This window comes from Halomicrococcus gelatinilyticus (assembly GCA_024227995.1).
Taxonomy (GTDB): Archaea; Halobacteriota; Halobacteria; order Halobacteriales; family Haladaptataceae; genus Halomicrococcus; species Halomicrococcus gelatinilyticus.
The window spans coordinates 47,918-69,697 of sequence record CP100467.1 but is presented as its reverse complement, the minus strand read 5'-3'; the positions used below and the strand labels follow the sequence as shown (position 1 = coordinate 69,697).

The 21,780-nt window shown below is 67.5% G+C and carries 21 protein-coding genes; 13 read left to right on the top strand and 8 right to left on the bottom strand.

Features of this window, described 5'->3' with window-relative positions:
• Nucleotides 1-54 precede the first annotated feature (54 nt).
• On the bottom strand, nt 55-876 hold the full coding sequence (locus NKT36_RS17610; RefSeq protein WP_327054047.1) for a creatininase family protein: 822 nt from the start codon (nt 874-876) through the stop codon (nt 55-57).
• A gap of 279 nt (nt 877-1,155) precedes the next feature.
• Here NKT36_RS17610 and NKT36_RS17605 point away from each other — a divergent pair, with 279 nt between their 5' ends.
• Nucleotides 1,156-1,929: a hypothetical protein gene (locus NKT36_RS17605; RefSeq protein WP_327054046.1), complete on the top strand. Its 774-nt coding sequence runs from the start codon at nt 1,156-1,158 to the stop codon at nt 1,927-1,929.
• Nucleotides 1,930-2,160: 231 nt separating this feature from the next.
• On the opposite strand, the gene NKT36_RS17600 is transcribed toward NKT36_RS17605, so the two are convergent.
• A complete protein-coding gene (locus NKT36_RS17600; protein WP_327054045.1) occupies nt 2,161-2,895 on the bottom strand; it encodes a helix-turn-helix domain-containing protein in 735 nt (244 codons plus the stop codon).
• A gap of 169 nt (nt 2,896-3,064) precedes the next feature.
• Between NKT36_RS17600 and NKT36_RS17595 the strand changes: the two genes are divergently transcribed.
• The 5 genes from NKT36_RS17595 to epsC all read left to right on the top strand — a co-directional run bounded on the left by NKT36_RS17595 (nt 3,065) and on the right by epsC (nt 7,952).
• Nucleotides 3,065-4,357 (top strand): MFS transporter, encoded by a 1,293-nt coding sequence (locus tag NKT36_RS17595; protein ID WP_327054044.1) that lies wholly within the window; start codon nt 3,065-3,067, stop codon nt 4,355-4,357.
• A gap of 198 nt (nt 4,358-4,555) precedes the next feature.
• Nucleotides 4,556-5,020 (top strand): nucleoside deaminase, encoded by a 465-nt coding sequence (locus NKT36_RS17590; RefSeq protein ID WP_327054148.1) that lies wholly within the window; start codon nt 4,556-4,558, stop codon nt 5,018-5,020.
• Between the two features lie 323 nt (nt 5,021-5,343).
• Entirely contained in the window at nt 5,344-6,063 is a 720-nt protein-coding gene (locus tag NKT36_RS17585; protein WP_327054043.1) for an SDR family NAD(P)-dependent oxidoreductase, read from the top strand.
• Nucleotides 6,064-6,302: 239 nt separating this feature from the next.
• On the top strand, nt 6,303-6,740 hold the full coding sequence (locus NKT36_RS17580; protein WP_327054042.1) for a hypothetical protein: 438 nt from the start codon (nt 6,303-6,305) through the stop codon (nt 6,738-6,740).
• A gap of 339 nt (nt 6,741-7,079) precedes the next feature.
• On the top strand, nt 7,080-7,952 hold the full coding sequence (gene epsC / locus NKT36_RS17575) for a serine O-acetyltransferase EpsC (RefSeq protein ID WP_327054041.1): 873 nt from the start codon (nt 7,080-7,082) through the stop codon (nt 7,950-7,952).
• 814 nt (nt 7,953-8,766) lie between these two features.
• Here epsC and NKT36_RS17570 read toward each other — a convergent pair.
• From NKT36_RS17570 to NKT36_RS17560, 3 genes are all read right to left on the bottom strand, one after another.
• Nucleotides 8,767-11,073 carry an AAA domain-containing protein gene (locus NKT36_RS17570; protein WP_327054040.1) on the bottom strand — a complete coding sequence of 769 codons (2,307 nt, stop codon included), beginning with the start codon at nt 11,071-11,073 and terminating at the stop codon, nt 8,767-8,769.
• 405 nt (nt 11,074-11,478) lie between these two features.
• On the bottom strand, nt 11,479-12,708 hold the full coding sequence (locus NKT36_RS17565) for a Tm-1-like ATP-binding domain-containing protein (RefSeq protein ID WP_327054039.1): 1,230 nt from the start codon (nt 12,706-12,708) through the stop codon (nt 11,479-11,481).
• Nucleotides 12,708-13,541 (bottom strand): phosphoenolpyruvate hydrolase family protein, encoded by an 834-nt coding sequence (locus NKT36_RS17560; protein WP_327054038.1) that lies wholly within the window; start codon nt 13,539-13,541, stop codon nt 12,708-12,710. The genes NKT36_RS17565 and NKT36_RS17560 overlap by 1 nt, the downstream gene beginning before the upstream one ends.
• 179 nt (nt 13,542-13,720) lie before the next feature.
• On the opposite strand from NKT36_RS17560, the gene NKT36_RS17555 reads away from it, so the two are divergent.
• From NKT36_RS17555 to NKT36_RS17540, 4 genes are all read left to right on the top strand, one after another.
• On the top strand, nt 13,721-14,134 hold the full coding sequence (locus NKT36_RS17555; protein WP_327054037.1) for a cupin domain-containing protein: 414 nt from the start codon (nt 13,721-13,723) through the stop codon (nt 14,132-14,134).
• A gap of 144 nt (nt 14,135-14,278) precedes the next feature.
• Complete coding sequence (locus NKT36_RS17550) at nt 14,279-15,904, top strand: potassium channel family protein (protein ID WP_327054036.1); 1,626 nt, start codon at nt 14,279-14,281, stop codon at nt 15,902-15,904.
• Between the two features lie 102 nt (nt 15,905-16,006).
• On the top strand, nt 16,007-16,552 hold the full coding sequence (locus tag NKT36_RS17545; protein ID WP_327054035.1) for a GNAT family N-acetyltransferase: 546 nt from the start codon (nt 16,007-16,009) through the stop codon (nt 16,550-16,552).
• Between the two features lie 339 nt (nt 16,553-16,891).
• Complete coding sequence (locus NKT36_RS17540; RefSeq protein ID WP_327054034.1) at nt 16,892-17,824, top strand: calcium/sodium antiporter; 933 nt, start codon at nt 16,892-16,894, stop codon at nt 17,822-17,824.
• Between the two features lie 121 nt (nt 17,825-17,945).
• Here the strand turns inward: NKT36_RS17540 and NKT36_RS17535 are convergent, their stop codons facing one another.
• Nucleotides 17,946-18,677 (bottom strand): hypothetical protein, encoded by a 732-nt coding sequence (locus NKT36_RS17535; protein WP_327054033.1) that lies wholly within the window; start codon nt 18,675-18,677, stop codon nt 17,946-17,948.
• A gap of 188 nt (nt 18,678-18,865) precedes the next feature.
• Here NKT36_RS17535 and NKT36_RS17530 point away from each other — a divergent pair, with 188 nt between their 5' ends.
• The gene (locus tag NKT36_RS17530; protein WP_327054032.1) at nt 18,866-19,153 is read left to right on the top strand and encodes a DUF7553 family protein; all 288 of its coding nucleotides are present in this window, start codon (nt 18,866-18,868) and stop codon (nt 19,151-19,153) included.
• 215 nt (nt 19,154-19,368) lie between these two features.
• Here NKT36_RS17530 and NKT36_RS17525 read toward each other — a convergent pair whose 3' ends face one another.
• Nucleotides 19,369-19,755, bottom strand: coding sequence for a hypothetical protein (locus tag NKT36_RS17525; RefSeq protein WP_327054031.1), 387 nt, complete (start codon nt 19,753-19,755; stop codon nt 19,369-19,371).
• Nucleotides 19,756-19,901: 146 nt separating this feature from the next.
• Between NKT36_RS17525 and NKT36_RS17520 the strand changes: the two genes are divergently transcribed.
• The gene (locus NKT36_RS17520) at nt 19,902-20,876 is read left to right on the top strand and encodes a cytochrome P450 (RefSeq protein WP_327054030.1); all 975 of its coding nucleotides are present in this window, start codon (nt 19,902-19,904) and stop codon (nt 20,874-20,876) included.
• 177 nt (nt 20,877-21,053) lie between these two features.
• Nucleotides 21,054-21,200: a hypothetical protein gene (locus NKT36_RS17515; RefSeq protein ID WP_327054029.1), complete on the top strand. Its 147-nt coding sequence runs from the start codon at nt 21,054-21,056 to the stop codon at nt 21,198-21,200.
• Between the two features lie 12 nt (nt 21,201-21,212).
• Here the strand turns inward: NKT36_RS17515 and NKT36_RS17510 are convergent, their stop codons facing one another.
• A complete protein-coding gene (locus NKT36_RS17510) occupies nt 21,213-21,761 on the bottom strand; it encodes a hypothetical protein (RefSeq protein ID WP_327054028.1) in 549 nt (182 codons plus the stop codon).
• Nucleotides 21,762-21,780: the final 19 nt, after the last annotated feature.

Genomic DNA, 21,780 nt, shown 5'->3' with positions numbered 1-21,780 from the left:
CGTCGGCTTCTCCGTCACCACTGACTCCCCCGTAACACCCGCCCAGCCCCGTCTTCACCACTCTTCCTGGGCGCGCGACGGCCGTTCGCGCTCGTAGATGTCGTCGCGGACGTCCTGGAACGTGTTGATGAGTTCCGCGACGGCGTGGGTGATGGTGTCGAAGTACTCCTCGCCGCGCTCCGCGGTCGCCTCGCCGGGGTCGCCCCACACGCCGGACTCGCTCACGCGGTAGAACGACCCCTTCCCGATGAGCAGGGGGTCGAGCAGTGCGCCCGGGTTCTCGACGTCCTCCGGCATGTCCGGGTCGTCCACCGCGACCTCGTCGAGGTCCACCAGCCCCTCGTCGATGGCCATCACCGCCGCGGTCTCGCCGACGTTCGCGTGCCAGCCGGCCTCGAACGAGAGGTAGTCCGCCATGTCCTCGCCGCTCAGCGCGTCCCAGTACGGGAACGCGTAGACGTAGTTGTCGTCGGGGAGGTCGTGGGTCGCCTGGTTCGCGCCGACCTTCGCCGCGTAGTCGTTCGTGAGGTGGCCCGAGACGAACACGACGTCCGTGAACCCGCTCTCCGCCAGCGAGTAGGCGACGTCGCGGACCACCGTCGCCAGCGTCCGGTAGTTGACGTACGTGATCCCATCGTAGCCGGCGTGCATGTCCGAGGCGCCGTAGTTCATCGGCGGCCCCACGAGCGCGTCGACGTCCTCGGCGACCCGCTCGCAGACCTCGGTCGGGATGTACGCGTCCGTCCCCATCGCCAGGTGCTGGCCGTGCTGTTCGGTCGTCCCGAGCGGCACCAGCGCCGTGGGGGTGTCCGCTGAGTCGAGGTACGCTTCCACCTCGGGGAGCCGCATCTCGTCGAGTCGGCGTGTCGATGCCATACCGCCGTACAACCCACCAGTGGAACGCATAGGAGTTCTGCCGATGTGTATCGGGTCGCCTGCATCCGGCCGGGAATCCTGGTGCGCAGAGCCGAGCGGCCCACACTGTGGTCGACCCGAGACCGTCCGGCCTCTCGAACGGCGCATCGCTCGGTCGTCGCCCCCGCACGCGAAGTTGTCGTCTTCGGTGTAGTGGTTCAGCGGTGGTATCGGACCCGAAATATCTCCGCATGAACAGCCCCGAAGTTTTCAAGTATATAGCATTAGTTAGCAAAATCAATGGTCGAGAGCTTCGTCATTTCGCTCAGTAGTATCGTGTTCGTGGCGGTCGGGCTCGTCACGGTGAACAAGGGTCGCACGGAGCGCGCCGAAAGCACCCGGATGGAAGAGACCGAGACGACGGCGATCCGCGACCTGGAACCCGGGGTGGTCGAGGTCAAGGGGACCGTCCGCGGGACCGAGGACGCGACCCTGCAGCAGTCGCCCATCGACGGGACGGACGCGTTGGCCGTCCACGTCGAGGTCAAGGAGTTGCACTCGGACGGCAACGGCCCGGGCAACTGGCAGACCATCTTCGAGGACCAGCGGGCCGAACCCATGTTCGTCGACGACGGCACCGGCGAGGTACTGGTCGACCTTCCGGCAGACGGCGGACTGAACCTCGACCAGACCGAGTGGAAGGTCGAAGCCGGCGACGAGCCACCCGAGGAGATCCGCTCGTACGTCGAGAACGAACCCGCACTCGACCTCCCGGACGGCGTCGACATCGGCCCATTGAGCACCGGCGAGCGCCGCCGCTACCTGGAGGGCACCCTCGAACCCGGCGAGGACGTCTACCTCCTCGGGACCGCCAGGGAGACCGAGGCGGGCTGGGACAACCGCGAGTACGTGGTCGACGAGTCGACGCCCGACGGTGACTTCATCCTCTCGGACAAGTCCGAAGCCACGCTCATAGAGGAGGGACGGAGTAGCGGCCTCGTCTTCCTGGTCGCTGGCGTGCTCATGACCGTGATTGGACTGAGCGGATTCGTTGCTCCGTTCCTTTCGATATAACAGCTGTTGGCGACGCGGGCTCCTGTATCCAGGTCGACCGGGACGGTCGATTCGCAATCGGCACTGCTCGTCGTTCGTCTCCTCGCTGGGACGTGTCTCGATCCCCGTGACATCGACGCAGGCGGCCTCGGGTCCCGGGGGACGATGGAAGACTGCCTTCGAGTCGTCGAGAACGCCGAGACGGTACTCACCGTCGACTGGCTGGCGCACGTTCGGAGTGCTGGTGGTCGGTCAGTCGGCTACCTGCTCGGCCCGCCGAGTCTCTTCTACCCCTAATGGGTCTGCCGTCGACGTCGCGGTGACCAGCCGCAAGAACTGACCCGCGTTCGTGAGGAGTTTGTTCTCGGCCTTCCGGAGGTGTTCTTCGTACGTCGAGCGAGCGACGGCGGTCATTTCGGCCAGCTCCCGGAGCGACGTCTTCCGCGGCTGTTCGTAGTAGCCGCTCTCCAGCGCCAGTCGAAGCGCCGCCATCTGGCGCTCGGTCACGTCCTCGAACAGCTGATCGACCGGTGCCAGCATGCTGTGGGGAATCTGCTGTTCCGTGATCGTCGTCTTCGAGAGGACCTCGACGTCACGGTCGGTCTCCAGGTCGTGGAGGAGTTTCCGGACGTCGTCCTCGTCGAACGCGATGACCGTGTAGTGCTCCCACCCCTGGCGGTGGACCGTCGGCGGCTGGTACAGGCAGTTGTACTCTTCGAAGCGGTCGATGATGGAGTCTTCCAGCGAGCAGAGACAGGACTGCGTGACGACGTGGAGCCCGGAATCGTCGACGGACCGGTGCAGGATCGTTCCAAGCTGGTCTATCTGGTCGAGTAGCTCGTCGGTCGGCGACCCCGGGGCCGTAATCTCGACCACCTGGCAGTCGCTCAGGTACCATTCACGGATCGTGAGATCCGGGTAGTGCTCCGAGATCTCCCGGTAGGGACACTCGTGTTTGACCCGGAAGGAGGCCTCGTACAGGCTCATATGCGGAACGACGGGCTAGCGTGGGTTAACCGTGCCGGTCATGTCCGGCAGCACCTATATTCTATTAATCTCCCTATGACTGAACACTGATGTCGGAGATGAGCCCAGTGGACTCCGGTGATAGATTACAGGACGACGAAGACGACCTGCTCGTACTCGATACTCACCTATGAGTACGGACACTGAACTGGAACAGGGCATCCGCGAGCACGTCGGACAGTTCTCGCTACACATCCTGCTGGTGTTCGCTACCGGGTTGACCATCGGGTCCGAGCGCGCCGTCGTGCCCGTGCTTGGCCGGGACGTCCTCGACGTGGCGTCGCTGTTCGTCATCGGGTCGTTCGTCGTCTCGTTCGGCTTCGTCAAGGCGCTGCTCAACCTCTACGCCGGCAAGTGGGGCGGTGAGTACGGTCGCAAGCCCGTCCTGATCGCTGGCTGGGCGACCGCGCTCCCGCTCCCGGTCATCCTCATCTTCGCGCCGAGCTGGGGCTGGATCACCGTCGGGAACGTCCTGCTCGGCATCAATCAGGCGCTGACGTGGAGCATGGCCATCAACGCAAAGATCGACCTCGCGGGCCCCGACCAGCGAGGGTTAGCCGTCGGCATCGACGAGGCGTTCGGCTACACCGGCGTCGCCGCCGGTGCCTGGATCACGGGTATCATCGCAGCCCGGACGAATCTCCGCCCTGAACCGTTCTACTTCCTCGCCGTCGTGGTCGTGCTGGCGTTCCTCATCTCCATCTTCCTGATCGAGGAGACCGTCCAGTACGCGGAGGTGGAGGTCGACGACGACGACCACCACGACGCGAACCTCCCGTTCGGGGAGGTGGTGAAGCGGGCGACCTACGGCGACAAGACGCTGTTCGCCGCGGCACAGGCTGGTCACGTCGAGAAGTTCGTCGACACGCTGTTCTGGCTCGCCGTCCCGCTGTATCTCACGAGCGAGGGCATCGGAATCGCAGCCGCCGGGTTCGTCGTCGGCGTCCACAGCGCGATGTACTTCCTCCAGATCGCGACTGGCGGACTCGCGGACCGGATCGGTCGCCGGCCGCCCGTCGTCGCCGGGATGTTCCTCGCCGGTGCAGGCATCCTCGGGATGGTGCTCGTCGAGGGGTATCTCCCGTGGGCCCTGCTCGCGGGCGTGTCCGGGCTCGGGATGGCGTTGCTCTACCCGAACCTGATGACGGTTCCGGGCGACGCGGCGCATCCGACCTGGCGTGCGGCCGGGATGGGCGTCTACCGGATGTGGCGTGACGCCGGCTACGGCGTCGGCGCGATCCTGATCGGTCTCTCGATGGAGTTCGTGAACGCCGAGGCCGCCTTCTACATGACCGCGATCCTGATGTTCGTCTCCGGGGCGGTCGTGTACGTCTGGATGGAAGAGACGCATCCGGAGTTCGGGACACACGAGCCACCGGCACCTGCGACGGAGCAACCCTCCGGGGGCGTTCCGCAGGACTAGTTCGCCGGGATACCCTTGGCGTAGCGGTCGACGGTCGCCGCCATCTTCGCGACCTCGATGTCCCTTCCGGGGCGTACGTTCGCTCCTGTCGTCTCCTTCTCCGGTGTTCGACAACGACCTTCGCTCGATTTTCTCCGGAGTACACTGCCACTCGTCGGTCCCGGAAACTTATCTGCTCGCCCGGACCAGCATACGGACGTGACTGGCACGAACGTCGACGGTTTCGACCACGACTCGCATCTGCGCAGGGCCTTTGACCTCGCGCGTGAGGCCGCCGCCCGTGGCGACGAGCCGTTCGGCAGCGTGCTCGTCCGCGACGACACCGTCGTGATGACCGACTCGAACCGTGTGGTCACGGAGGACGACATCCGGCGCCATCCCGAACTCCACCTCGCGTACCGTGCGTGTCGAGAACTCGACGCGGACGAACGTGCCGAGACGGTGATGTACACGAGCACGGAGCCGTGTCCGATGTGCGCCGGGGGGATGGCCAGGGCCGGATTCGACCGCGTCGTCTACAGCGTCGGCAGCGACGAGATCGCGGAATTCACGGACAACGAGCCGTCGGTCCGATCGGCAGAGATCCTCGCTGGCGTCACCGACGTCGTCGGACCCGTTCTGAACGACGAGGGTCGGCAGATCCACGAGGAATTCGACTGGTGACTCCGTGCGCTCACGAGCGAGGTTTCGTGAGTTCCGGGCGTGAGCTCCGAAATATCGCGCTGAAACGTGTCGTCCCCAGCGTCAAGCGAGCCGTGAAACGGTGACATACCGTGCCGTACGTCGGTTCACCACGGTCGCTCGATTCCACCTCGCTCCACTTCCGGTGATTCTGGACTCGTCTTATCGGCCCTGAATCGTTCGAACTGCTGGCATCTTCGAACCCTCCTGCGCGAAACGTCGCTCCGGCGAGCTACTGTACCGGACCTCGGTACTTGCCAGATGGCAGTAACCACTATTTGGACGATACGAGTAGTGTGGAGCGTATGACTCGCACAGCAGTCATCGCAGGCGTCGGTCCAGGACTTGGCGAGTCGGTGGCGCGAACGTTCGCAGCCGAGGGATGCCAGGTCGCACTGTTCGCCCGGTCGACGGACTACATCGAGGAGCTCGCGGACGACCTTCCGGATCCCGGCGAAGGCCTTGCCGTCCAGACTGACGTCACCGACGTCGATCAGATCCGGGCTGGATTCGACGCCGCCCGCGAGGCGTTCGGTCCGGTCGACGTGCTCGTGAACCACGCGAGTGCTGCCTCCTGGAAGGGGCTCATGGACGCTAGTGTCGAGGAGTTCGAACAGGCGTGGGCGGTCAACGGCCGCGGCGCATTCGTCTGCTCGCAAGAGGCCGTCGAAGACATGCTAGAGACCGATGGCGGGACGGTCATCTTCACCGGTGCGACCTCTGCGGTGCGGAGCCTCGGGGGAGCGATCGGCTTCACCGCTGCGAAGTTCGCCGCCCGCGGGATGGCGATGGACATGGCCCAGGAGTTCGGCCCCGAGGGAATCCACGTTGCGCACGTCGTCATCGACGGCCAGATCGACACGCCGGGCGTCCGTGACCGGTTCTCCGACCGCGACGACGAGACGTTCCTCGATCCCGACGAGATGGCCGAGACCTACTGGCACCTCGTCGAACAGGACGACGTCAGCACCCAGCCGTTCGAGGTCCACGTCACGAACGGACCCCAGAACTCCGAGTTCATCTAACCGGCTCCCGGTGGAGACGCGTACCGGTCGTGTTGGGTGAGTACGACCAGGCGGTAGCCTGTAAGCGACGGCCCCGTGGCTGGGCCGAAACGTGCTCGTCGACAGCGGTGGACGACGGACATCGAACCGTCCACTGACGAGAGCGGCGCGCTCGATACAACCACGCAGTCGTCGGTTACGGTCGAATCTTCGTCCGGCCCGACCCAAACGTTATCGGGTACTGGATAGTGTTGGCTGGTATGGTTCCAGCGTCCGCATGGGACGAAACGAATCGGTTCGCCGTCCTCGGCGGACTCGCCCTGTCGCTCGTCACCCTCCTGCTGTACGTGGTCGTGTTCCCGGCGTACGGCTACAATCGAACCCCGGTCTGGGGGCTTGCCTGGTACGCCGTCGGAACGTTCCTGCTCGCGGCGATCCCGATCCACCTCTTCGTTCGGCGTCGCATCGTGTCGCCGGTCGTCGCCGTCGCTGGAACGTACGCCGTCGCGGTCGTCTCGACGTGGAATCGGATCGCGAGCGCGCACGAAGCTGGAGCCGCCCTCCACGCCGGTCCCCCTGCCCTGTCCTTCCTGCTGCTGTTCTGGGTCGTTCCCCTCCTCCTCGTCTCCCTCCTCGGCGGGAGCGAGTACGCGCTCAAACGCATCGTCCATCGATACGCACCGCCCTCGGGCGAGTGACCAGTCCGCGACGCTCTCCCCGTCGTCACGTCGCTACACCGGTCGTCGACAGGATCTCGGCACCGGTGGAACGAGGTTGTCGCGCTGGATGGCGTTACCGACTCTCCGTCTTCACCGCCTCGCCGGAGACGACGCCGACGGACTCGGTCACGCCCCGCCCGTCCGTCGTCGTGATGGTGACGTCAGACGTGCGGGTCATCGTGCGACGGACGAGGGCGTAAGTCCGCAGTCGCGGGGGACGAACGGACACGTCGCGCCCGGCGATCCCGACGGTGCTCCCGACGCGGGACGGGTTCGGCGATTCAAATATCTTTGTGCGTCGAGCCCGAAGGGAGAGTGATGGAGTACGAGTACACTGGCGACGCGCATCGGGAACTCCACGAATCTTACGAGCGGGACGAAGCGCCGTTCCTGACGTCGCCGTCGACGACCTTCCCGCGGCGGGACCACCTGTGCGAGGAGATCGAACTCCTCAAACAGCTCCTGTTCCCCAAGTACTGGAACGCTCACCCGCTGGTACGGGACCCGGAGGCGACGCGAGCGCGGTTGACCGACCTGGGTGCGCTGGTGTTCTCCGGCGTGACGGCCTACTCGGACGGCGACGAGGTTGCCGTCGCGGAGCTGGTCGACGGCGTCCTGGACCAGCTACCGGCGCTCCGGCACACGCACAAGAAGGACGTCCAGGCCGCGTACAACGGCGACCCGGCGGCGAAGAGCTACACGGAGGTCGTCCGGTCGTACCCCGGCGTGCTGGCGATCATGATCCAGCGGTTCGCGCACACCCTCTACGAGGCCGGTGGCGCGGAGTACGCCCGGGAACTCACCGAGTACGCGAAGACCGAGACGGGGATCGACATCCACCCGGGCGCGGAGATCGGCGAGTACTTCTTCGTCGACCACGGCACGGGCGTCGTCATCGGTGAGACGGCGACGGTCGGCGACTGGGTCCGGATCTACCAGGACGTCACGCTGGGCGCGCTCCACTTCGAGGAGGAGGAAGGCGAAGAGCACATGCTGAAGAAAGGGTACAAGCGCCACCCGGACATCGGTGACCACGTCGTCATCGGGGCCGGGAGCAAGGTGCTCGGAGCGATCAGCATCGGCGACCACGTGAGCATCGGCGCCAACTCGTGGGTGACCGACGACGTCCCGGACCACACCCGGGTGTTCATCACCGACCACCCCGAGCACGCGCGCAAGCAGAAGGAGTGAGACGCGACGCGGCGACAGTGAAACGCGACTCGGTTCGGCGCTTCCGGCCGGCGGAAGGTACGCCAGCAGTTCGCAGTGGACGAGCAGGTCGTGGACGAGCAGGTCGAATCGTGCCTGCGCGCCCTGCAGTCTGTGATGCGTGTCGACGGCTGACATCTGCAATCGCTGTTGGCCCCGACCTTCCACGTCTGACGTCGCCGCGGGGTGGCAGTGTCTCGGCGCGAACCGTCACTCAACCGGCGTCCGACGACCCCGCGAACTGCGAACGCGGTTCCGGCGGCCGCCCGGGCCCGCGCCGACCCCCGACGATTTCGAAGCAGTCACATCAAGACCTTGTGGTGGTTATCAGTTTCCAGGAACGGACGCGACTTTTAGGGTATCCGGTGAGCAACGTGGAGATAGACAACATCCTGACCGATGTTGTCCCCGGACGCAGGACCCAGTGAGAGCCCGTTACTGCCATAGCTCGACTCTGTCTGCCACCTGTGCGCCGGGACGAGCACGAACGTGCGCTCGCGCGATGGGTCGACGCCCAGTCGACTGTCATCGCCTGGAATCCATCCTTCAGACGTCCTCCAACCACCGAGAGCGTCCGGTGACGTCAGTGAACCGCCCGGTTTCCCTGGGGCCGTCGTAGCCGGAAGCAGGCAATGAATCGACGGCTGTGCTCGACGACCTGGTTCGCGGAGTCCGGCTCGTAGCCGTCACGTCGACGCCTCGTTCACGTTCCGCCCCGACGTCGTCAGCTTTCGTCGTCGACGGTCCTGTCACCGTTCGCGCCGCTGGCCTCGCTGTACATCTCCGCTATCGGCCTCTAGAGTTGCGGATTCCCGCCACTGGACTGGGTGCCGAACGAGAACTCTCCCCTCTCCCGGACGTACGCTTCGAGGTCGTCGTAGAGGTCCGCACAGCTCTCATCGGGCGAGCGGTCGGGCGACGGCGTTGCGAGCGTCTCCCAGTCGCCCACCAGCACGAGCCGCTTTCGAGCGCGGGTCAGCGCGACGTTCAACCGCCGCGGCCCCTCCTCGGGCGTCTCCAGGAACCCGCTGCGCCCCTCGTCGTTGCTGCGTACGAACGAGATGACGATCACGTCCCGTTCACCGCCCTGGAACGAATCCACGGTGTCGACCGTCACCTGGCCGGCGTCGTCGACGTCGGACCCGTCGAGTCGCGACCGTATCCTGCCGATCTGGCCGCTGTACGCGGAGATGACGCCGACGTCCTCCGGCGAGACGCCGGCCTCGACGAGCCGTCCCACCTCCCGCACGACAACCGCTGCCTCGGCCGGATTGTAGAACGAGTGTCCGCCCGGTTCCCGCCGCTCCTCGCCGGACACGTCGATGCCGACCAGCGGTGCCAGGTCGGCGACCCGCCACTCGTGGTTCCGGTCCGCCGTCTCCAGTCGCCCGCCGTAGAACGCCCGGTTCGGGAACGCGGCGATCGTCTCGTTCATCCGGTACTGCCGTTTCAGGAGCACCCTAACGTCGTCCCCGTACCGGTCGACGAGGTGTTCGAACAGCGAGATGCGCTGCCCGGTTTCGGCCGCGGGCTCCGCCGCGCTGTACGGCGGAAGCTGTTTGTGGTCCCCGGACAGCAGCAGCCGCTCCGCGCAGTCGAGCACGATGGCCGTCGCGGGACGGCTCGCCTGCGTCGCCTCGTCGACCACCGCCACGTCGAACCGGTCGGTCTCGAACTGCGCCGCCGCGTTCGTCGTCGCGGCGACGACGTCCGCCCCGTCGACCGACCGGCCGCGGTAGTGACGCTGGACGACGTCGTTCTTCGAGTTTCGGCCGACCCGCGCTATCGAGAGGTCCACGTCGTCCTCGCCGTCGCCCCCGCTCGTCCCGCAGGCGGCCGCGTGCAGCGTCCCGGGTTCGGGGTCGTCGACGGTGCTGTCACCGACGAGGAGGTTGTCGACCGCCTGGTTCGAGTGCGACGTCACCAGCACCGACTCGCCGCGGCGGACGGCGTGTTTCACGTACGCCGTCAGCGTCCGCGTCTTGCCCGTGCCCGGCGGTCCGTGGATGCAGAGGACGTCCTCCGCGTCGGCCGCCCACTTCAGCGCCTGTCGCTGGTAGCGGTTGAGCTCCATCGCCGGACTCGGGATGGCGTGCCGGTCGACCGAGAACCGCACCGGCCGGTCCCCGGTCAGCAGGTTCCGCTTGGACGGCTGGGACTCCACCGACCGGATCGCGTCGATGCGCCGGTCGAACGGAACGGGGTTGAGCAGCAGCGTCGCCCAGAACTCCCTGGTTCCGTCCTCCAGCGTGGCCTCGACGGCGGCCCGGTCGTCGACGTCCTCCCACTCCAGCCGGACGGTCATCGTCAGGTCCTCGACGGCCGACACCTCGCCGACGACGGGGAACGAGGGGTCCGCCTCGCGCGTGTCGATCAGGAACAGGTTTCCGGGGTGGATCCCCTCGTCGCGGTGGAGGTCGACGTCCGCCGTCCCCGAATCGCTCGCGAGCTGCAGTTGGAGGTCGTCACCGTCGGCGGTCCAGCCGACGGAGACGAACGGCCCCGACGCGATCCCTCGCTGGATCAACGTCGCGAGCGATTCGTTCCGGTATCGCTGGCGGTTCGACCGGCGTTCGGCGTCGCGTGCCCGCTCGACCGTCGCGGTGAGCCCCTCGAAGACGTCGTCCGCCGGGAGCGTCGACGACGGCTCGACCGTCCGGTGTGGAAGTTCGAGGTCCGACAGCTCGTCGTCCGGCTCGGCACTGAAGTCCGGATGCCAGAACCGCAACCGACTGCCGATGGTGGTCTCGGCCGCCGTCGCAAGCGACACGTACCGAACGGTGCCGTCGATGCCGAAGTCGGTGTCGTACCACCCGATCTGCTCGCGGTCGGGTCGCCAGAGGACGTACTCCGCCGTCGCGGTGGGGTCGTCCTCCGCGTGGAGCGGGACGGCGTAGCCGTCCCCGTCCGGCGGCCTCGTCCGAACGGTCTTCATCCCCACCTCCAGCGCCCGCTTCAGGACCGCCGGGGGGACGTTCCGCTCGTACCGCGTCGTCCCGGCGATCCGCCCCTTCGAACGGAGCAGTTCGCTGGCGTGCGCACGCCAGTCCGACGAGAGGTCGTGTATCTCCGCTCCCGTGGCTGCCGGCTCTCCCGACGTCATCGCGACCCCGGGGCCGTGAGCCTCGTCCGGGACGCGCCCGGCGGCCTGCTGTGCTCGTCGGCGGTGTCGCCTCGATTCCACTCCCGCGGGCCGGACGCCCCCGCGGCGCGGTCGTCGGTCGGGCCGTGCCGACGTCGACGCCCGGAGTCAGGAGCGCGTGGTCCGTCGCTAGCGGCGGCTGATGACATGGGGAGTCGTGCCTTGGGAGAGCGGGCGTGTAATACCTTCTCTTGTCGGTCCGACCGCCCACGTGTCCGTCCTGGCGACGGACGACGCTCTCGACGGTGGCGTCCCCCGCGGACGCAGCGCTCGGTACTCGCGCCGTCGAACGACCGGAAAACAGCCGTGAAGCCCGAACCGTGTCGGAACTTCCGGCTCGACCCGGAGCGCCGACTGGCCGGGACGTCAGTCGTCCGTCGGTCCGACGCCGGCCTCGCGCATGTACTCGTCCAGCTTCGCGGCGATGGCGTTCGCGAACGCCTCGTCGTTGACGTCGGTCTCCATCTCGACGAGTTCGACGTCGTCGCCGACGTTCTCCCGGAGCGCGTCGAACAGCGCCGCGTCGGCCTCGGGGTCGTGGAAGTCCTCGCCCTCGACGTCGAGCACGGACACGCCGCCGAGCGGGAGCGCGAGCGCCGTCGGCCCGGTGGCGGCGGCGAGCTTCTCGGCGAGTATCTCGCCGAGCTCTTCGTTCTCCTCGGTCGTGGTCCGCATCAGCGTCACCTGCGGGTTGTGGACGTGGAGTGTCCGGTCCTCGAACTCCGCCGGGACGGAGTCGCGCGGGCCGAAGTTCACCATGTCGAGCGCGCCGGTCGAGACGACCTGCGGCGTCCCCGTCTCGGCCGCAGCGTCGAGGCGGTCCGGGCCGGCGTTCAGCACCCCGCCGACGAGTTCGTCGGCCCACTCCGTGGTCGTGACGTCGAGCACGCCGTCGATGACGCCCTGTCGGACGAGGTTCTCCATCGCCCTTCCGCCGGTGCCGGTGGCGTGGAAGACGATGGTCTCGTAGCCGCGCTCTTCGAGGGACTCGCGGGCCGTCTGCACGCAGGGCGTCGTGACGCCGAACATCGTCATGCCGACGGTGGGCCTGTCCTCGACCTCGACGTCCGGTTCGTTCTCGACCATGCCGACCATCGCGAGCGCGGCGTTGGCGATGACCTGCCGCGAGAGCTGGTTGAGCCCCTCGACGTCGGCGACGGAGTACATCATCGTCACGTCCTTCGCGCCGACGTAAGGTTCGACGTCGCCGGCGGCCATCGTCGAGACCATCAGCTTCGGCACGCCCACCGGCAGCGCCCGCATGGCCGTGGTCGCGATGGAGGTGTTCCCCGACCCGCCGAGGCCCAGCACGCCGTCGAGGACGCCCTCGTCGTGGAGTCGTTCCGCGACGGCCGCGGCGCCCTCGCCCATCGCCTCCATCGCCTCGCCGCGGTCGGCGTCCTCGCGCAGGTGGTCGAGACTCGTGTCCGCTGCGGCGGCGACGTCGGCGGCCGCCGTGTCCGGTTCGAATCCGGGGTCGCCCACGACGCCGGTGTCGACGACGTGGACGTCGACGCCCTGTGCTTCGAGGACGTCCCTGGCGAACCCCATCTCCTCGGCCTTCGTGTCGAGCGTTCCGACGACGACGACCGCCATCAGAACTCGATCCCCTTGAACTCGCGGGCCTGGTTCTCGATGGCCTCCTCGGTCGGCAGCCGTTCGAGACTGGACGCGCCGAAGAAGCCGACCACGCCCTCGGTGTTGTTCAGGACGTACTCGGCGTCGTCCGGCCACGCGATGGGACCGCCGTGGCAGATGACCATGACGTCCTCGTTCACGTCGGTGGCCGCGTCGTGGTGGGCCTGGACGCGCTCGGCGGCCGTCTCCAGGTCGAGAGCGGTCTCCGCGCCGATGTCGCCCGAGGTCGTCAGCCCCATGTGGGAGACGACGACGTCCGCGCCCGCCTCGGCCATCTCGCGGGCCTGCTCCTCGCTGAACACGTACGGGCAGGTGAGCATGTCCTGCTCGGCGGCCTCCTGTATCATGTCGACCTCCCGGTCGTAGCCCATGCCGGTCTCCTCGATGTTCTGGCGGAACTGGCTCCCCTCGTCGATGAGCCCCACCGTCGGGAAGTTCTGGACGCCCGAGAACCCGCGTCGCTTGAGGTCCTCGATGAAGACGTCCATCTGGCGGAACGGGTCGGTCCCGTTGACGCCCGCCAGTACGGGCGTGTCCTCGACCACCGGGAGGACCTCGTGGCCCATCTCGACGACGATCTCGTTCGCGTCGCCGTACGGGAGTAATCCGGCGAGCGAGCCCCGCCCGTTCATCCGGTACCGACCGGAGTTGTAGATGATGAGCAGGTCGACGCCGCCGCGCTCGGCGAACTTCGCCGACATCCCCGTGCCAGCGCCGGCCCCGATTACGGGCTCGCCGTCCGATACTGTCTCCTCGAGTCGTCGAAGCGACTCCTCACGTGTGTACTCCATACGACACGTGTTGTCACTACGCATGCAGTATTCAGCATTGTGGTGGTCGTTCGCGAACGGAACTCCGACGACGTCGACCAGGGGCGTTCGCGCCCGGAGACCGTATCAGGGGTTCCGACCGGCGACCGTCGCGACCACCGGTGCGATTAAGCTCCCGCGGATGGCAGTACTGTGTGCCAATGACGGGCAAGCACTTCGTCAGCGGCGAAGACGTCTCCACCCAGCTGTTCGACTGGGGGACGCTGAAGTGGATGGCGACCCCGGACGTGAACGGTTCGGAGCGGTTCAGCGCGGGCGTCGTCCAGCTCGAACCGGGGAAAGGCCACGAGTTGCACACCCACCCCGACAGCGACGAGATACTGTACGTCGTCGGCGGCGAGGGCGAGCAGACGGTCGACGGAGAGACGCGCGAGGTCGGGCCGGGCGAGATGGTGTACGTCCCCGCGGGCGTCGAGCACGGGACGACGAACACGGGCTGGGAGACCATGCAGTTGCTGGCGGTGTACGCGCCGCCAGGTCCGGAGGAGGTCCTCGCCGACATGCCCGACTGCGACGTCCTCCCCCCGGGGGAGCTTCCGGTCAGGGAGGGCTGACGGAGAACTCGCGGTTGCCGTCGGCGGGCTTCCCGCTGCCCAGTCACCAGCTCCTCCAGCGACGTCCCGAACAGAACGGTACTACTGCCGGCGATTCGCGAGTGTATCAGAAATTACTTTTAGCGACGTTCGGTCGGTCGGAACATGGACAACTGGTGGCGTCGGGTCGCGCTGTCGGTGCTGACGTTCTTCGGCGTCATCACCGGATACACCGTCGTCTACCGGTGGGGGATGGCGACCTTCGAGGGGGAGCCCGTCTCGCCCGTTCGCGCGCTCCAGGTGGTGGTCGAGGCGTTGACGACGGCGGGGTTCGGTGGCGACGCCCCGTGGTCGAGCGCCGTGATGAGCGGGTTCGTCGTCGTGATGAACCTGTCCGGCGTCCTGTTGATGTTCCTCGCGTTGCCGGTGGTGGTCGTCCCGCTCCTCAAGCAGGCCGTCGAGACCGACCCGCCGACGACGACCGACCTCACGGACCACGTCGTCATCTGTTCGAACTCCACGCACGGCGAGGTGCTGCGGGACGAACTCGAGGCCGTCGGCGTGCCGTATCTCCTCGTCGAGTCCGACCCCGAGAGTGCGAAGGAACTGGTCGACGACGGTATCGACGTGATCTGCGGCGACCCCGAGCACCTCGACACGCTGCGGGCCGCCAACGCAGGCGATGCACGCGCGGTCGTCGCGGACGTCGACGACGACACCAACCCGATCGTCATCCTCTCGGCCAGGCAGATAGACGAGGACCTGCCGGTCGTGAGCGTGGTCACGGACCGGGACGTGACCGTCTACAACCGGTCGGCGGGAGCCGACACGCTCGTCAGGCCGCGGCAGGTGCTCGGAACCAGTCTCGCGACGAAGGCTGCCGCGACGTTCCCCGAGCGCTTCCAGAAGACGCTCTCGGTCGGCGACGGCCTCGAGATAACCGAACTGGTCGTCGAGGCGGACAGCGACCTGGTCGGGGAGACCATCGCGGGGACCGACGTGTTCGACCGGGCCGACACGCTGGTCGTCGGCGCGTGGAAGGGCGGTCGGTTCGTCCCCACGCCGGACCCGACTGAACCCATCGACGAGAACACGACGCTGGTCGTCACGGGCCACCACGACGACCTCGCGGAACTGCGGTCCAGGACCGTCTCGCCTACCACCGACCGCTCGTCCCGCGTCGTCGTCTGTGGGCACGGCGTCGTCGGCCGGACGGTCGCCGACGTCTGCGAGGCCAGGGACATGGAGACGTGCGTCGTCGACGCTGTAGACGGCGACGGCGTCGACGTGACTGGTGACGTCACGAATCCGGAGGTGCTGTCGGCCGCCAACGTCGAGGACGCCAGCGCCGTCGTGGTGGCGCTCGACGACGACACGCAGGCCATCTACGCGACGCTCATGCTCACGTGGATGGCCCCCGACGTCGAGGTGATCGCCCGAGCCAACGACCCCGAGAACGTCTGGAAACTGTACAACAGCGGTGCCGACTACGTGCTGGCGCTGCAGACGGTGACCGGACGGATGCTCGCCTCCCACCTCATCGAGGGGGAGACGATACTGACGCCCGGGACGCAGTTCGACCTCGTGCGGACGGACGCGCCGTCGCTGGTCGGCCGCAGTCTCGGCGAGGTCGACGTCCGCGCGAAGACGGGGTGTACGGTCGTCGCGGTCGAACGCGACGGTACGCTCCGGTCCGGGCTCGGTTCCGAGTTCGTCGTCGAATCGGACGACACGCTCATCGTCGCGGGCGACGACGACGCGACCACGCGGTTCCTCGAACTCGGGCACTGACGGCGGCGTTTACCGATGCAGCCCCCGCGTGGCACCTGCGGGGGGACCGACGCCCCGTCCCGCAACAGAAGATACTTGCTGGGCCTGGTCGACGCTGGACGCATGCCAGGCGCACGCGTTTCCAGGGGCGAGCGGGTCACGCTTCGGACGGTCGAGCAGGAGGACCTGTCGTTCGTCCAGCGTGCGGGTGCGAACCCCGAGATACGCTACCCGCTGGGCAACCCGGTCATGTCCCGGGACGACTACCAGGGCCTCGTCGGGGACGACGCCGACCGGTTCCTGATCTGTCTCGACGGGGAGGACGCCGGGCCGGGCTCCCCCGGCGAGGACGGGGTGCGACGGATCGGTGCAGCGGCCGTGGAAGACACCGACTGGAAGCGCCCCGAGCTCGGATACTGGCTCGTCCCCGAGGTACACGGCCAGGGGTACGGGACGGAGGCGGTCTCCCTGGTCGTCGACTACGTCTTCCGGTCGTACGACGCCCCCGCCATCGGTGCGGCGGCCTACGAGTTCAACGAGGCTTCCCGCGGCCTGCTGGCGTCGCTCGGGTTCAGCGAGGAGGGACGTCGCCAGCGGTACATGTTCGTCGACGGGGAACACCGCGACATGGTGCTGTACGGTCTGCTCCGCGAGGACTGGCAGGGGTAGCAACTATCAGCTGCGGAGACGTTCTCAGGTTCTGAGAACGTAGTCGGTACTATCTTCAGTCACAGTCGCGTCGACCTGTGTGGTAATCCGAGCGTTGCAGTCCGACGAGGTGCTGAACCTGCTGCGGGCCCAGACGACGAATGGGTCCACCGTCCAGGGAATTCAGTTCCGACGAAACCCATAGACAGCGATGTCGTCCGGCACCGTTGCCGGATAGCGGGCGCGTCTCTCACCCGAGCCGGTACTTCGATCGGACCGGTTGGTGATAAAGGGTTTATCGAACTACGTGCTGTTTACTGTGAAAGTGAGAGGAACAGACACTGCCGAGTGCGGGGTCGGATGACCGACGGCGGACTCGTCGCAGTCGTCACGTTCGTCCTGAGTATCGGGGCCCTGTGGGTCGGCGCAGACGCGTTCGTGTCCAGCGCGGCCGGGGTAGCGCGCCGCTTCGGCCTCTCGGAACTCGTCGTCGGCCTGACGGTGGTCGCGATGGGGACCTCGGCGCCCGAGGCGGCCGTCAGTATCGACGCCGCGCTCGTCGGAAACGGCGATATCGCGGTAGCGAACGTCGTCGGCTCTAACCTCTTCAACGTCGGTATCGTTCTCGGTGGTGTCGCAGCCGTCGTCGGCGTTCGAAGTTCCTCCCGGATGGTCCGTCGAGATGGCATCGCGATGATACTCTCGACGGTGCTGCTGTTGGCGCTCCTGTGGGACGTCCGGTTGAGTCGGTTCGATGGAGTCGTCCTGCTCGTCGCATTCGTCGGCTATCTCGTCGTCCTGTTCGCCCGACCGGACGAGTCGGTGCAGGAAACACCGACCGATGAGCGTGAAGCAACGTGGCAGACGGCCCTCCTCCTTCTCGGTGGGCTCGGCGCCGTCGTCGTCGGTGCGCAGTTCCTCGTGGAGTCGGCCGTCTTCATCGCCGAGGCGGCGGGTCTCTCCGAGTGGGTCATCGGGGAGACCATCGTCGCAGTGGGTACCTCCACCCCGGAGATCGCCGCGTCCGTCGCTGCCGCCCGCAAGGGGATGGGCGACATCGCCGCCGGCAACCTCATCGGGAGCAACGTGTTCAACGCGCTCCTCGTCCTGGGCATCACGTCGACGCTGACGCCCATCGAGGTCGCCGAGCCCGCCGTCGGGACCACCGTCTGGCTGCTCGGGCTCTGCGTGCTCACCGCCGCGTTCCTCGGAACGAACGGGAAGTTGGGACGGCTCGAAGGGGCGGTGCTCGTAGGGATCAACATGAGCCGGTGGATACTCGACGTGTTCTAGCCAGCAGTTCGCCTCGACGACAGCGGCTCACCTGTCCGGTTCACTCCGCTCATCTTCAGCGACAGCCATCCGCGCCACTCAGCACGGATCCTGTCGACTTCGACGGGGACGAGAGTTCGAATCAGCGCAGCGGTTCGGGACGGTCAGGACTATCGTCGAAGACGTCGGAGTGCCGGACGAACTGGACGGCGAACCCGACGACGAGGACGCCGACGAACCACTCGGTCGCGAACGCCGACCCGGCGAGGTCGCCGAGTCCGTCGACGGTCCCGCGTCGCCGCCAGAGCGGGACGACGTAGGCGAGCAGCGTCGCTCCGAAGGCGCTCGTCACGAGTGCCATGAGGAGGACGTAGAACCGCCAGGCAACGACCGCCGCGATGCCGCCGGCGAGCAGCGCGACCGCGGCGATCTGCTGGAGTTGCGGGTCCTGGAGGATGGTCTGTATCTGGAGCGCCTCGATCACGCTCTCCGGCCGTCCCGTCGTCCCCGCGTCGGCGAGCGCGTCCGTCGTCACGACGCGCTGGCCGGTGACGACGACGAACGTGGTCACCGTCGTCACGACGAAGCCGACGCCGACGGTCGCGGCGCGCGTCGCGACCGGCACCACGAAGAACCCTGCCAGCCCGCCGGCGAAGCCGAGCAACCCGACGAAGATGTACTGGTACTGCAGTTCGATGCCGTCCGTGAACGCCGGACTCGCCCAGACGAGCGCGCCGACGGCGAAGGCGCCGGCGGCCCCGCCGGCCCAGGGGAGCAGCGCGTCGACGAGGTCGTATCCGAAGAACGCGACCGTCCCACCGACGACCGCGACCAGCGCAAGCGGAATCGCCGGGTCGGTGCCTTGCAGTGCCATGATTCTCTGTTCGACTAGTAAGGTTCATCTCACTTATAACGCACATCTGTACCTCCTGACAGGACAGATTAATTGAACCGGGTTCGTACTCGGGCATTTACTGGCCGGAATCGCCGCCAGCCACGGGGGAACCCCCGTCGACCCGGTGGGCCACTACCCCTGACAGCATCAGGGGCGACGCCGGGGGTATGGCCGACCACCTGCAGCGCACCCGGAAGGAGATCCACCGGGCGACGGAACACGTCGACGGCGAGGTCCAGGACAACCTGCAGTCCATCGACGAGGAGCTCCAGAAACTGGCCCAGGGCAGCAACACCGGGGCGGAGTTCGCCGACGACGAGGCCGAACGGTTCGAACACGTCGAGGAGAAACTCAGCGGCCCGATGGACCAGGTCGACGGCGGCGAGGCCGAGCGGGCGCTGCAGGACGCCCGCGACGAACTCGACGCCTTCCGTCGCGAACACGACCTCGCGTGACCACGGTCACCGCCAGGAGTCGTACACCGACTCCAGTTCGTCGACGGTCCGCGCCCACGTGTAGCGTTCCGCTGCGTACGTCCGGCACGCGGTCGCCGCTGTCGACGAACCGGCGTTCGAGACCGCAGCGCCGCCGTGATGGACGACCCGGCGCGCCCGCGGGGACTGAAACGCTCTTCTCCGGATCGTTCGGACGGCACCAGCGAGTGCGCCAGCTACCGGCGACGCATGACGCTCAGCCACGCGAGATTGCCGAAGTCGACGACGAGGAACGCTACGATACTGGCGACGAACGGCGACAGCGAGAGCAGGTCGGTCCCGGCGAGGTAGAGACCGATGAACTCGACGGTCACGACCGCGCAGGCGGCGAGTATCCACGCCACCGCCTTCCAGGTCGCGTCGTACGCCGGCCAGTACCCGTCGTACGCCGACGGCACGCCGACGGCCAGCGTCATCAGCAGGAGGAAGCCGCCCTGGGCTCCGCCGACAGCCGTATTGAAGGCGGACGCGAGCGGCACGGCGACGAGGATGGCGAGGTATATCGTGACGTTGCGCTGCGTCGTCGCTCGCTCCCGAAGCCGGACGAACACGGTGGAGGGCACGGTCGGGATTTCGGCGGGAGTTGACATAAATGCTGTCCGTGAGTCTGGTCCTGATTCGGCTGCCGACCGCACGTCGTCGATGACCCAGGGTCGTCCCGGGTCGCCCCGGACCCGGAGTTATTCCGTGGGGCGTCGTACACCGGGGCATGGGCCACGACGCCACTCCACCGACCCCCGACGGCGTTCCGCTGCTGGGAAACGGCCTCGCGTTCTCCCGCGACCCGTTCGGTGCGATGGAGTCGTGGGCACGTCACGGCGACGTCGTCCGCCTGGAGTTCCCCGGCCGGTCGATGTACCTCGTCACCGGGCCCGAACTGATCGAGGAGGTTCTGCTCGACAGCGAGGGACGGTTCACCATCGGCCGCGAGCAGCGCGAGACGTTCAGCGGCATCGAGGACGACGCGCTGACCGCGAACACGGGCGACCGCTGGCGGCGGCACAGGGGCGCGCTCCAGCCGGCGTTCACCTGGGACGGCATCGAGGGTTACGGCGGACGGATGACCGAGCGCACGGCCGAGCACGTGGCGGGCTGGGCCGACGGCGAGCGACTGGACCTGCACCACCAGATGCGACTGCTGACCCTGCACGTCCTCGGCGACACCCTCCTCGGCATCGACGTCGAGGGCGACGAGGCCGTCGCCATGGACGCCGCCGACGCGCTCGTCGCGCGAGCCGACCCACGCCGGTTCGGACGGCTGTTGCCCGGCTGGCTACCGACCCCGACCGAACGGCGATTCGAGCGGCGCGTCGCCGAACTGGACGCCTACGTTGCCGGCGTGCTCGCGGCCCGCTCGTCCGGCGACGGCGACGTGTGCTCGGTCCTGCCGGCGGCTCGCGACCGCGGCGACCTCTCGATGGCGGAGGTCAGGGACACCCTCGTGGGGCTGTTGCTCGCCGGCCACGACACCTCGGCGGTGGCGCTCACCTACGCCTGGTACGAACTGAGCCGGCGTCCCCGGGTCAGGGAATCGCTGGCGAGCGAGGGCGAAGCGGTCGCCGACGACGGACCCCCGCGCAGCGAGCACTTCGACGACCTGGAGCGGACGCGGCACGTCGCCAGCGAGACGCTGCGCCTGTACCCCCGACGTGGGCGGGCAACCGGCAGACGATGGAGCCGGTGACGCTCGGCGGGTACGACCTCCCCCGTGGTGCACGGCTCACCGTCCCGCAGTGGGTCCTCCACCGCGACGAGCGGTTCTGGGACGCCCGGAGACGTTCGCCCCGTCCCGATGGGAGCGGGAGTCCGACCGGCTGGAGTACGCCTACTTCCCGTTCAGCGGCGGCCCACGCCACTGGGGATGCGGTTCGCACGTCTCGAACTGACGATCGCGACGATGGTCCGGGCGGTCGCGCTCGACGTCGCGACCGACGGCCCGCTCTCGTTCGCGCCGTCGCTGGTCCTGCGCCCGGAGGTAACCGTCGAGGCGACAGTCCGTCGGCGGTGAGGTCGCCGGGCGCTACGGCAGTTCCTCAGCGGCGTCGACGAGGTCCTCCTCGGTCCGCCAGCGGTAGAGGCGGCCCTCGTCGTCGAGCAGTTCGAAGACGCCGTCCTGCATCCAGCCGAACGGGTGGTCCTCGTCCTCGTACTCGCGCTTGAGCACGTGGCTCTTCCTGAAGTACTCCACCGTCCCCACGAGCAACCCCTGTTCGACGAGGAAGTCGCTCGGCTCCTTCTCGGCGACGCCGACGAGGCAGGTGACGAGGTCCGCGACGAGGCAGAACTTCTGGATGCTGTTGTCCCACTCGCCCCTGATGTCGACCATCCGGAAGGCGTAGGTGTCCTCGCGGCGGTTCAGCCGGTCGACGACGAGGTTCAGCCGCCGAATGGGCTCGCGGGCGTAGTTCCCGAGCACGAAGTACGTGCGGTCGTTCTCGTAGACGGGGGTCAGTTCGCTCAGCGCGTGGAGTATCTCTTCGTTGTCCGCCAGCGAGGGCTCCTTCTCGTCGAGTCGTTCGCTCGCGCTCGTCAGCACGTCCTCCGGGACCGGTGTCTCCTCGTCTGGCACGCGCGGTTGTTTTCGCGTG